This window comes from Stenotrophomonas sp. Sm10 (assembly GCF_030985515.1).
Taxonomy (GTDB): domain Bacteria; phylum Pseudomonadota; class Gammaproteobacteria; order Xanthomonadales; family Xanthomonadaceae; genus Stenotrophomonas; species Stenotrophomonas hibiscicola.
In genome coordinates this window covers 1-10,915 of sequence record NZ_JAPTFO010000104.1, presented here as the reverse complement: position 1 = coordinate 10,915, position 10,915 = coordinate 1, and the positions used below count along the sequence as shown (strand labels likewise).

At 68.6% G+C, this 10,915-nt stretch carries 9 protein-coding genes; 7 read left to right on the top strand and 2 right to left on the bottom strand.

Going from position 1 to position 10,915, the window contains the following annotated elements; all coding sequences use genetic code 11:
* Nucleotides 1-287 precede the first annotated feature (287 nt).
* Together O0J15_RS19135 and O0J15_RS19130 are read right to left on the bottom strand one after the other, a co-directional pair.
* Nucleotides 288-941 (bottom strand): response regulator transcription factor, encoded by a 654-nt coding sequence (locus O0J15_RS19135; RefSeq protein WP_019659979.1) that lies wholly within the window; start codon nucleotides 939-941, stop codon nucleotides 288-290.
* Complete coding sequence (locus tag O0J15_RS19130; protein WP_308306119.1) at nucleotides 934-3,963, bottom strand: triple tyrosine motif-containing protein; 3,030 nt, start codon at nucleotides 3,961-3,963, stop codon at nucleotides 934-936. Before O0J15_RS19130 ends, O0J15_RS19135 begins: the two co-directional genes overlap by 8 nt.
* A gap of 97 nt (nucleotides 3,964-4,060) precedes the next feature.
* Here O0J15_RS19130 and O0J15_RS19125 point away from each other — a divergent pair, with 97 nt between their 5' ends.
* The 7 genes from O0J15_RS19125 to O0J15_RS19095 all read left to right on the top strand — a co-directional run bounded on the left by O0J15_RS19125 (nucleotide 4,061) and on the right by O0J15_RS19095 (nucleotide 10,837).
* Nucleotides 4,061-4,393 carry a hypothetical protein gene (locus O0J15_RS19125; protein WP_164145131.1) on the top strand — a complete coding sequence of 111 codons (333 nt, stop codon included), beginning with the start codon at nucleotides 4,061-4,063 and terminating at the stop codon, nucleotides 4,391-4,393.
* Between the two features lie 50 nt (nucleotides 4,394-4,443).
* Nucleotides 4,444-4,887, top strand: coding sequence for a helix-turn-helix transcriptional regulator (locus O0J15_RS19120; protein WP_058982409.1), 444 nt, complete (start codon nucleotides 4,444-4,446; stop codon nucleotides 4,885-4,887).
* Complete coding sequence (locus O0J15_RS19115) at nucleotides 4,884-5,540, top strand: hydrolase (protein ID WP_019659975.1); 657 nt, start codon at nucleotides 4,884-4,886, stop codon at nucleotides 5,538-5,540. The genes O0J15_RS19120 and O0J15_RS19115 overlap by 4 nt, the downstream gene beginning before the upstream one ends.
* A 2-nt stretch (nucleotides 5,541-5,542) precedes the next feature.
* The gene (locus tag O0J15_RS19110) at nucleotides 5,543-5,968 is read left to right on the top strand and encodes a DoxX family protein (protein WP_111102432.1); all 426 of its coding nucleotides are present in this window, start codon (nucleotides 5,543-5,545) and stop codon (nucleotides 5,966-5,968) included.
* Between the two features lie 119 nt (nucleotides 5,969-6,087).
* A complete protein-coding gene (locus O0J15_RS19105) occupies nucleotides 6,088-7,935 on the top strand; it encodes an amidohydrolase (RefSeq protein WP_308306120.1) in 1,848 nt (615 codons plus the stop codon).
* Entirely contained in the window at nucleotides 7,914-9,197 is a 1,284-nt protein-coding gene (locus O0J15_RS19100) for an alginate export family protein (protein WP_308306118.1), read from the top strand. The genes O0J15_RS19105 and O0J15_RS19100 overlap by 22 nt, the downstream gene beginning before the upstream one ends.
* Nucleotides 9,191-10,837 carry an MFS transporter gene (locus O0J15_RS19095; protein ID WP_308306117.1) on the top strand — a complete coding sequence of 549 codons (1,647 nt, stop codon included), beginning with the start codon at nucleotides 9,191-9,193 and terminating at the stop codon, nucleotides 10,835-10,837. The genes O0J15_RS19100 and O0J15_RS19095 overlap by 7 nt, the downstream gene beginning before the upstream one ends.
* Nucleotides 10,838-10,915: the final 78 nt, after the last annotated feature.

The window sequence follows — 10,915 nt, the reverse complement described above, 5'->3', positions numbered from 1 at the left end:
GGGATCGGACCCCTGATTGATTTCGATATCTGACAGAAGTGTCGACCAAGGTCGACACCTACCAACAGCCGCGGAAATCTGTCAGAGGTGGGGCGGTGTCGGAGTGCGGGGTGTCAGCCGCATGGATGCGGCTGCCAAGCTTACAGGGACGTACTTGCAGCGTCCCCGCAGTCCGACACCGCCGCGCCATCCCACGGAGAGCCCGCTTTTGATTTTGCTGTTGAGGTTGCCGGCCAGCGGCCGGCACTACCGCGGGTGCAGGGCTGCAGGCCCTGCCGAACCCCCCCCTAATCGTGCCCGCTGTCGTCCAGGCTGATGATGCCGCGCCGCAGCGCCTGGGTGACCGCATGGGTGCGATCACCCACGCCGAGCTTGTCCATCAGGCTTTTCATGTGCGCCTTCACCGTCTGCTCCGAAATCTGCATGCGCTCGCCGATGCGCTTGTTCGACAGCCCTCCGGCCACGTGCCGCAGTACCTCGGTCTCGCGCGGTGACAGGCGGTCTTCGATCACATGCGCGGCGATGCTGGCGGCCACCGCTGGAGGAATCGGCGCACGGCGGCCACCGGCCACCATGCGGATGGTGTCGACCAGTTCGTGGCGCAGCATGTCCTTGAGCAGATACGCGCTGGCGCCGGCCTGCAGTGCCCTCACCGCACGTACGTCACCGCGATAGGTGGTCAGCACGATGATGCGGGCGCGTGGGTCCAGCGCGCGGATCCGCACGATGGCTTCCACACCATCCAGGCGGGGCATCTGCAGGTCCATCAGCACGACGTCAGGCTGCAACTGCTGGTAGCGTGCGATGGCTTCTTCGCCATCGGCGGCTTCGCCGAGCAGGCGCAGGTCGGCATGAGCGCCCAGCAGTGCCGCCAGGCCATCACGCAGCAGCGGGTGGTCGTCGACCACCAGCACGCCGATCGGGGCAGGGGACTCAGTCATGGTTTTCTCTACTCCAGGGCCAATGCCAACGCGATCGGCGGCGCTGATACAGCCGCCGGGCCGGAACTGCCAGCGCGACTTCGGTACCCAGCCCGGGGCGGGTCCACAGCTGCAGTTCCGCGCCGAGGCGCTGGGCGCGCTCACGCATGCCCTGCAGGCCCCAATGGCCATGGCCGGCATTTTCGTGGGTGATGCCCACGCCATCGTCGCGCACGTGCAGCAGGAAGCAGCGCGTTCCGTAGGAAAGTTCCACTTCGATGGCGCTGGCGTTGGCATGACGCAGCGCATTGCGGATGGCCTCGCGCCCGATCAGGAACACCTCTTCGGCCGCGTCGGCCTGCAGCGGTGGCGTCGCGCCTTCCACGGTCAGGCGCAGGGGATTGATGCCATGCCCGGCGTATTCGGCGTGCACGTCGGCCAGCGCCGAAGCGAGGTCGCGGCCCGCGAACGGCGCCTCGCGCAGCGCATTTACCCGCTCGCGACCCTCGGCCAGGTTGCGCTCGGCCAGCTGCATCGCTGACTCAAGCTGGCTGCGCACCGGTTCCGGCGTCTGCGCTGACTGGCTGATCGCGTGCAGGCGCAGGATCAGGCCCTGGCTACCCTGCAGCAGGGTGTCGTGCAGGTCGCGCGCGATGCGTTCGCGTTCGCCGTTGCGCTCCTGCAGGCGCGCGCGGAACAAGGCTGCCAGCTGGCCGCTGCGGATGCGTACGGCCAGCACCAGCAGTGCAAGCACGGCGGCGGTGCACAGCAGCTTGAACCACAGGGTCTGCATGAAGGTGGGAGCGATGCGGAAGCTGCGGCTGGCCGGTACGGTGCTCCAGATGCCATCCTCGTTGGCGGCTTCCACCTCGAACCGGTAGCTGCCGGGCGCGAGGTTGGTGTAATACGCACGTGTGCTGCTGCCAGCGTCCTGCCAGCCGTCATCCACGCCCGACAGGCGGTAGCGGTATCGGTTGCGCTCCGGACGTGCCAACGACAGCGCCACGTAATCGATCTGCAGCTGGCTGGTGCCGGCCGGTAGACGCAGACCATCGCGTAGCGGCGCGTGCTCGCTGCCATACAGCACCTCGCCGATGCGCACGCTGGGAGCCATCGTATTGACGTGCGAGCGGGTGGTGTCCAGCCAGGCCAGGCCCTGGTTGGTGGCCAACCACAGCAGGCCGTCGTCGGCCAGCGTTGCGGTGGCGATCGGTCCGCTCTGCAGGGCAATGCCCGGCATGCCGTCAGCTGCGTCGAACAGGCGTGGCATGACCGGCAGGCCGCTGCGCACGGCGCGGCGCAGCAGGCCGGTTTCCAGGCGAACCAGGCCACGGCTGCCGTTGAGCCACAGGTATCCATGTGCATCGGTGACCATGCCGGTGATGCCTTCCAGTACGCCGGCCATGTCAGTGCGCACCGGAACGAAACGGCCATTGCCCAGGCGTGCTGCCAGCCCGGCCTCGCCGGCGATCAGCAGAAGGTCCCGGTGGTGCAGCATCGCGGTGATCGGCCCTACCGACAGGCCGTCCCCGGCGTCGAAGCTCTCGGTGCCATTCGCACCCAGGCGGCGCAGGCGGCCATCGGCATAGCCGAGCAGCAGCTGGCCATCGGCATCCAGCGCGAGCGATGAGCAGGCCTGCTCGGGCAGGCGGATTTCACGTTGCCACTGGTCATGCTGGTAGTGCAGCACCCCGCGTTCGCCGGTGCAGACCCAGGCCTGTCCGTCATCGGGGAACAACAGGGCATGCAGCGGCTGCCCGGTGAACGGCGCCGGCAGCGGGATCAATGTGGTGTGCCCGGCGACCGTGCGCGCGAGGTTGACCCAGTCGAACTGCCAGATCGGTGTGGGTGCCTGGCGCGCGGCAGCCTGCAGCTGCGTGGCGCTGCCATCGAGCAGGGTGCGCCGCAGGTCGTAGGGCTTGAGGTCTTCGCCATAGCCATACACGCGGCCATCGCTGGCCCGTACCAGCGAGCGGTAGGGATCGCTTGGACCCACCGCCAGGGTGTGCACGCTGCGTGCGCGGAAGCGGTTGAGGCCGAGATTGGTGCCAATCCAGAGATTGCCTTCGCGATCGACGATGATCGGCACTGCCGATGTGGCAGTCAGTCCTTGCGGCGAATCGAAGCGTTCCATTCGCACGGCCCGGGTGCCGTCGAAGGTGATGCGGGCGACGCCGCCGTGCGGGCTCATCGTGGCCCACAGCGCGCCATCGGCAGTGAACTGCAGGCGCGCAGCAACCAGTTCCGGCAACCGCCGCGCCTCACGTTCGCCGGCCGCCAGCAGACCCTGCGCGTTGGCCAGCGGCGAGGTGCCTCTCACCCGGTCGGCCAGCCACACTTCACCCTGCGGGCTTTCGGCCAGCGTCGCCATCTGCGAGACCGCGATGCCGGTGTCCTCGAACGCGGTCTGGCCCGCCGCGCGCATCCAGATCTTCAGGCCGGCCAGCACCCAGAACCTGCCCCGGCTGTCGTGCAGCACCCACTGCACACGGTGCTCGGGCAGGCCGGCAGCGGCCGGCAGTGGCTGCCAGCGGTGTCCGTCAAAGCGGCGCAGCCCGCCATTGATCGCCGCCCAGAGTTGGCCATCGCGATCCTGGCTGAAGCGCGGCACCACGCCGACCGGTACGCCCTGCTCACGGCCGTAGCTGTGCAGCCGTCCCTGCGCGAAGCGGCTGATGCCGGCCTGGAAGTAGCCGATCCACAGGGCGCCGTCGGCGGCATGCGCCAGCGTGACCATGTTGGTGGACGGGAACTGGCTACCGACGGGCGCTGCCTGCCGTTCGAAGCGACGGCCATCGAAGCGGTACAGGCCCGAGCCGGTAGCCAGCCACAACAGGCCCTCACGGTCCTGGGCAATGTCCCATATATCGCCTGGGGCGCCCTGGCCGACACGCCAGGCGGTATGTTCGTAATCGGGCAGGCCACCGCTCACCGGCGGGCGCTGCACGGCAAGGGCGGGCAGGGCGGTCAACAGCAGCAGGCACGTCAGCAGCGCCGGCAGGCGACGCAGGAACGGGAAGGGGCGGCCACGCATGGCGCGCATTCTGGCAGGTGTGGGGCAGCCCGGGGTGACCCGAACGGGGTAGGCGGTGGCCGCTGCGGTCGGCTATCACGCCGGCATCTCCTCCTGGAACCTGGCCATGCAGCGCCTGTTCGTGATGTTCCCTGATCGGGGGCCGGGCATCGGCCTGTTGTGGTTCCGGCTGTGCGTGACCGCCGCGCTGTGCGCGCCGGATGCTCATGGCAGTGGGTGGTCGGCGCTGTGCCTGCTTGCAGCGGCCATGCTTGCACTGGGTATGTTGACGCCACTGGCAGCGCTCACGGCGGCCGTGGGCCTGTTCGCGCAGCAGGCGCCCTGGCCACTGGTGGCATTGCCGCCGGCGCTGCTGCTTGTGGGGCCGGGGGCCTATTCACTGGATGCGTGCCTGTTCGGGCGCCGCCTGCTCGGCCGTCGGCCTCCCCCATTCGGGTAGGTGCCGGCCTCGACCGACGGGGGTAGGGCATCGCGCAACGGCCACGCACCATGGGGCACCCCCTCGCGGCGCCCCGCATGGCCACCGTCACTCCGCCCGATCCGCCCGCCGCGCCACTGGCACCGCAGCAGGCCGCCGCACTGCAGCGCGCCCTGCGCTATGTCGATGAGCATCTGTCGCAGCCGCTGCGGGTCACCGAACTGGCGGCCGCCGCCTGCGTCAGCCGCTTCCACCTTGTGCGCCTGTTCCGTAGCGGCACCGGCGCCAGCCCGCTGCGCTATGTGCGCCGTCGCCGCATCGAACGCGCACGCCAGCTGCTGCCTGGCGCGCAGTTGCCGATGGCGTGCCTGGCCCAGCAGCTGGGCTTCTTCGACCAGAGCCACTTCGTCCGCAGCTTCCGCGCGGAGACCGGCTGCAGCCCCGGCCAGTACCTGGCCGGCGATGCCGCCCTGTCGCTTCCCCTTGATCGTGTTTCCAACGGAGTCCATCCATGACCCATGCCACCGCCACGCCCGCCCCGGCCCTGCTGTCGCCCACCGACCATGCCCTGGTGCTGATCGACTTCCAGTCACAGATGGCGTTCGCCACCCACACCATCGATATCTCCACGCTGCGCAACAACGTGTCGCTGATCAGCAAGGGCGCCAAGGGGTTCAAGGTGCCGGTGGTGCTGACCACGGTCGCCGAAGCGTCGTTCTCCGGGCCGATGTTCCCGGAACTGCCGCAGATCTTCCCCGGCCAGCCGGTGTTCGACCGCACGTCGATGAATACCTGGGAAGACCGGCCGGTGATAGACGAGATCAACCGCATCGGCAAGCGTCGGCTGGTGCTTGCCGGCCTATGGACCAGTGTCTGCATCGTGGGTCCGGCGCTGTCTGCGCTGGCGCAGGGCTTCGAGGTCTACGTGATCACCGATGCCTGTGGCGATGTCAGCGAAGAAGCGCACGAGCGTGCGATCACCCGCATGGTGCAGGCCGGCGCGGTTCCGATGACCAGCGTGCAGTACCTGCTCGAGCTGCAGCGCGACTGGGCGCGGGGTGAAACCTACGACCTGACCACCGGCATCGCCCGCGACCACGCCGGCGGCTACGGCATCGGCATCCAGTATGCCAAGCGCATGTTCGGCGCGCAGGAAGGCGGGCACTGAGCATGCTGGCCGGCCATGGCCTTGACCTGGCCCTGCTGATGCTGCGCGTGGCGGCAGGAGGCTTCCTGCTGCCGCACGCGCTGGGCAAGCTGTTTGGCTGGTTCGGCGGACCGGGGCTGGCCGGCTTCGCCACCGAGCTGCGCGGTTTCGGGCTGCCGGCAGTGGCGCCGTTGCCGCTGCTGTTGGCCCTGTTGCAGGTGCTGTCCGGGCTGGCCGTGCTGCTGGGATGGCAGACCCGCATTGCCGCGCTTGCAGCGGCCGCCTTCATCGGCTTCACCGTGCTGTTGGCCCTGCCCAGGGGCTGGTTCTGGATGCGCGGTGGCAGTGAGTACCCGTTGATGTGGACCACGGTACTGCTGGCCATCGCGCTGGCCGGGCCCGGCACCTGGGCACTGGACGTCCATCGCCTTCCGGGAGACCTCGCATGAGTCACGATCCCCTCGACCACGGCCGCCGCACCGTGATGCTGGCCAGCGGCGCCGCGGTTGCGCTCGGCCTGGCCGGTCGTGCCGCTGCCGCACTCGATTCCACTTCCAAGGAGCGTCGCATGAGCACCCTGGTCATCCGCAATGCCCGCATCACCACCCTCGACCCTCAGCAGCCGCACGCCCAGGCACTGGCCGTGCAGGAGGGCCGCATCGTCGCCGTCGGCAGCGACGAGGAGATCATGCGCGGCTGGGGCAATGAAGCGACGCTGATCGACGCGCAGGGCAGGCGCCTGCTGCCCGGCCTCAACGACAGCCATACCCACCTGATCCGTGGTGGCCTGAACTACAACCTTGAACTGCGCTGGGACGGCCTGCGTTCGCTGGGCGACGCCCTGGACATGTTGAAGGCCCAGGTCGACCGCACCCCTGCACCGCAGTGGGTGCGCGTGGTCGGTGGCTTCACCGCCGCACAGTTCAACGAGAAGCGCCTGCCGACGCTGCAGGAGCTCAACGACATCGCGCCGGATACGCCGGTGTTCCTGCTGCACCTGTACGACCGCGCGCTGCTCAACCGCGCCGCGCTGCGTGCGTGCGGCTACAGCAAGGACACACCGGATCCGCCGGGTGGCCAGATCGTGCGCGATTCGCTGGGCAACCCGACCGGGCTGCTGCTGGCCAAGCCGAATGCGCTGATCCTCTACGCGACGCTGGCCAAGGGCCCGCGCCTGCCGATCGAGTACCAGGCCAACTCGACGCGCCACTTCATGCGCGAACTGAACCGGCTGGGCATCACCTCGGTGATCGACGCCGGCGGTGGCTTCCAGAACTACCCCGAGGACTACCAGGTCATCGAGCAGCTGCATCGCGATGACCAGCTGACGGTGCGCATCGCCTACAACCTGTTCACCCAGAACAAGGGCAGGGAAGTGGATGACTTCCGTGGCTGGAGCGAGATCCTGCAGCCGCGCCAGGGCGATGACCTGCTGCGCCACAACGGCGCGGGCGAGATGCTGGTGTTCTCCGCCGCCGACTTCGAACTGTTCAACGAGCCGCGCCCGGAACTGCCGCCGGAGCTGGAGCCCGAACTGCACGACGTGGTGAAGCTGCTGGTCGAGAAGCGCTGGCCGTTCCGCATCCACGCCACCTACGACGAGAGCATCACCCGCATCCTGGATGTATACGAACAGGTCAACCGCGAGGTGCCATTCGATGGCCTGCACTGGTTCATCGACCACGCCGAGACCATCACTCCGCGCAATATCGAGCGCATCCGCGCGCTGGGTGGGGGTATCGCCGTGCAGCACCGCATGGCCTACCAGGGCGAAGCCTTCGTCGAGCGCTACGGCGTGCAGGCGGCACGGCACACGCCGCCGGTCAGGCGCATGCTGGCCGAAGGCGCGCCGGTCGGTGCCGGTACCGATGCCACCCGCGTGGCCAGCTACAACCCGTGGGTGGCGTTGTCCTGGCTGGTGACCGGGCGCACCGTGGGCGGCCTGGCGCTGTATGGCGAGGAGAACCTGCTCGAACGCGAGCAGGCGTTGCGCCTGTGGACGCAGGGCAGTGCCTGGTTCTCCGGCGACGAAGCGGTGAAGGGCACGCTGAAAGCTGGCCAGCTGGCTGATTTCATCCTGCTCTCGGCCGACTTCTTCCGCGTTGATGACGCGCAGATCGCCGACATCACCAGCCTGCTGACCGTGGTCGGCGGCCGCATCGTGCACGCCGACGGGGATTACGCCGGCCTGGCGCCGCAGCTGCCGCCGGCGATGCCGGACTGGTCGCCGGTCAACCGCTTCGGTGGCTACCACGTTGGCGGCGCCGCCACCGGATTGGCCGCCGCGCATCGCCACCATCACGGTGTGGCCTGTAGTACGCATGGTGCTCACGGCCATGCCGCGCTGCATGCGGCGCCCACCGACGACCTGAGCGCCTTCTGGGGTGCGATGGGATGCTCGTGCTTCGCGTTCTGAGCCTGGCGCTGCTGGCCATGCCATGGATGGCGCTGGCCTGTGACGCCCCCCGCTGCGCCGACGTGGGCGGCGGGCAACTGCAATGGGACGCCTCGCTGCGCCTCAGGGGGATGTACTACGACCCGGCCCGATTCGGTATCGGCGGCAGTGAAGACGGCTACGGCCTGCTGCGTGCACTGGCGTCGGCCACGTATGTCGAGGACAACTGGCAGGCACGGCTGCAGCTGGGCGTGCATGCCGAGAATGGCAAGGCAGGCGGCCCGGGCCGTACCGACAGTGGCGCGTTGGACGTGCAGCAGGCCTACTGGCGCTGGCAGCGCGGTGGGTTCCATCTGCAACTCGGTCGGCAGGAAGCCGGCTATGGCAGTTCGCGGCTGTTGTCGGTGCGCGATGGGCCGAATATCCGGCTGGCATTCGATGGCGCCCGTGCAGGCTGGAAAGGCCGCCCCGGCACGCTGGACCTGATGGCGCTGCGACCGCTGGAGAACCGACCCGGCGCCTTTGATGACCGCGGCGAACGCGGTGCCCACCTGTGGGGCGCGTATGCGACCACCGCGCGTGGTCGTGGCCCAGGGCAATGGGATCTGTACCTGCTGGACTACCGTCGTGAAGGCGCGCGCTTTGCGGCGGGCTCCGGTACCGAGCGGCGGCAGACCCTCGGTGCGCGTTGGTTCGGCCAGTTCGGTGCGCTGGACTGGAACAGCGAGCTGGTGGCGCAGGGCGGTGAACTGCAGACGGTTGCCGGCACGCTGGATGTCCGCGCCTGGACGCTCGCCACCGACACCGGCTGGCGCTGGACCGAGCGGCCGCTGCAACCGAGGCTGGGGCTGAAGGCGGATATCGCCAGTGGCGACGGCAAGCTGCATGACGGCCGCCTGGGAACCTTCAATGCACTGTTCCCTAAATCGGCCTACTTCAGCGAGGCCAGCCTGCTGGCCCCGGCCAACCTGATGGACCTGCAACCGACCCTGACCCTGCGCCTGCATCATGCGGTGACCACGGAACTGGGCGTACAGATGGCGTGGAAGCAGCGTCGTGCCGATGCGGTCTACACCACACCGGCACCGCTGCTGGCGTTGCCGGGGAGCGCCGGTGGCGCGCGCCGCATCGGCACCCAGTACAAATCTGAAACCCGCTGGCAGGCCAGCAAACACTGGCAATGGCAGCTGCAGCTGGCCTGGGTCGACGCCGGTCCTGCACTGAAGCAGGCCGGAGGCCAGGACACGCTGTTCGCCTCGATCGTTGGAGCATGGCAATGGTGAACGCAACCGCGTCGCAACACTCCACACAGGCCGCAGGCGCCTGGGCCCCGCTGAAGATCCAGATGTTCCGTTCGATCTGGCTGGCAATCCTGGCCAGCAACATCGGCACCTGGGTCAATGATGTAGCCGCCGCCTGGGTGATGGCCGAACGCACCGGTTCGCCGTTGATGGTGGCCCTGGTGCAATCGGCCACCACGGTGCCGATCGTGCTGCTGGCGCTCGCTGCCGGCACCCTGGCCGACATTGTCGATCGCCGGAAGTACCTGCTGGCGACCCAGGGTTGGATGCTGCTGGTGGCCGCAGCGATGGCCGCGTTGACCGCGATGGACCTGCTGACCCCGCAGTTGCTGGTGCTGCTGACCTTCTGCATGGGCTGTGGTGCGGCGATGGCAATGCCCGCGCAGGCCGCCATTGTCTCCGAGCTGGTACCGCAGCCGATGCTGGCCTCGGCGGTGGCGCTGAACTCGATCGGCATCAACATCGCGCGCTCGATCGGCCCGGCCATTGGTGGCGTGATCGTGGCGCAGCTGGGTGCGGTGTGGGCATTCGGCTTCAACGCCATCACCTTCGCCGCGATGCTGTTCGTGGTGTGGGGCTGGACGCGTGATCCCAAGCAGTCCAGCCTGCCACCGGAAGGTTTCGGTGCCGGCTTGAAGGCGGGCCTGCGTTACGCCAGCCGCGCCGGGCGGCTGCAGGCGGTGCTGATCAAGTCGGTCGGCTTCTTCTTCTTTGCCGCGGCGATGAACGCGCTGTTGCCGGTGGTGGTGCGTGGGCAGATGCATGGCGGGGCGGGGCAGTACGGCATGCTGCTGGGCTGCATCGGCATCGGCGCAGTGGGCGGTGCGCTGCTGCTGCCGAAGCTGCGTGCGCAGCTGGATCGTGACCTGTTGGTACTGCTGGCGACCTTGTCGCTGGCCCTGAGCCTGGTCGGGCTGGCGCTGACCCGCAGCTGGTACGTGCTTCCGGCGGTGATGCTGGTCAATGGATTTGCGTGGATCACCGTGCTGTCGTCGCTGCAGATCGCTGCGCAGACTGCGGTTCCGGCATGGGTACGTGCGCGTGCGCTGGCGCTGTACATCATGGTGTTCTCTGCCGGCATGGCCGCCGGCGGCCTGAGCTGGGGCGCGCTCGCACAGCGTACGTCGCCGGAGCTGGCGTTGCTGGTGGCTGCCGCAGGTGCGGTGATCGGCGGATTGCTGGTGTGGCGCGTGCGCATTGCTGGCACCGAGGATCTGAACCTGCGTCCGGCCGGGCACTGGCCGGCGCCGGAACTGTCGGTGCCGGTGTCGAATGATCGGGGGCCGGTGCTGGTTACCATCGAGTACCGCATCGACGATGCTGACCGTGCCACGTTCCAGGCGCAGATGCGCGCGCTGGGCACGATCCGTCGCCGCGACGGTGCGGTGGTCTGGGGTGTGGTCGAGGACGTGGCCAGCCCGGGCATCCACTTGGAGTATTTCGTGACCCCGTCGTGGCTGGAGCACCTGCGCCAGCACGAGCGCATCACCGCGGATGACAAGGCCATCCAGGAAGTGCTGCGGGAGCTGCATCGCGGCGAGCGCGCCCCCGTGGTGCGTCACTTCGTGGGAGGGCATGACCCGCTGCCTGCCGCCGTGCCGTATCACCACACCGACATCTGACCCGCAGGTGGCAGAGCCGGCCGCTGGCCGGCTCCGCGTGATCACGATGGATGATCGGGTTGCCGGCCAGCGGCCGGC

What these genes read in the sequence shown, in the direction of transcription:
- O0J15_RS19135 (WP_019659979.1), bottom strand. Translation starts at nt 941, where the DNA reads ATGACTGAGTCCCCTGCCCCGATCGGCGTGCTGGTGGTCGACGACCAC.
- O0J15_RS19130 (WP_308306119.1), bottom strand. Translation starts at nt 3,963, where the DNA reads ATGCGCGCCATGCGTGGCCGCCCCTTCCCGTTCCTGCGTCGCCTGCCG.
- O0J15_RS19125 (WP_164145131.1), top strand. Translation starts at nt 4,061, where the DNA reads ATGCAGCGCCTGTTCGTGATGTTCCCTGATCGGGGGCCGGGCATCGGC.
- O0J15_RS19120 (WP_058982409.1), top strand. Translation starts at nt 4,444, where the DNA reads ATGGGGCACCCCCTCGCGGCGCCCCGCATGGCCACCGTCACTCCGCCC.
- O0J15_RS19115 (WP_019659975.1), top strand. Translation starts at nt 4,884, where the DNA reads ATGACCCATGCCACCGCCACGCCCGCCCCGGCCCTGCTGTCGCCCACC.
- O0J15_RS19110 (WP_111102432.1), top strand. Translation starts at nt 5,543, where the DNA reads ATGCTGGCCGGCCATGGCCTTGACCTGGCCCTGCTGATGCTGCGCGTG.
- O0J15_RS19105 (WP_308306120.1), top strand. Translation starts at nt 6,088, where the DNA reads ATGAGCACCCTGGTCATCCGCAATGCCCGCATCACCACCCTCGACCCT.
- O0J15_RS19100 (WP_308306118.1), top strand. Translation starts at nt 7,914, where the DNA reads ATGCTCGTGCTTCGCGTTCTGAGCCTGGCGCTGCTGGCCATGCCATGG.
- O0J15_RS19095 (WP_308306117.1), top strand. Translation starts at nt 9,191, where the DNA reads ATGGTGAACGCAACCGCGTCGCAACACTCCACACAGGCCGCAGGCGCC.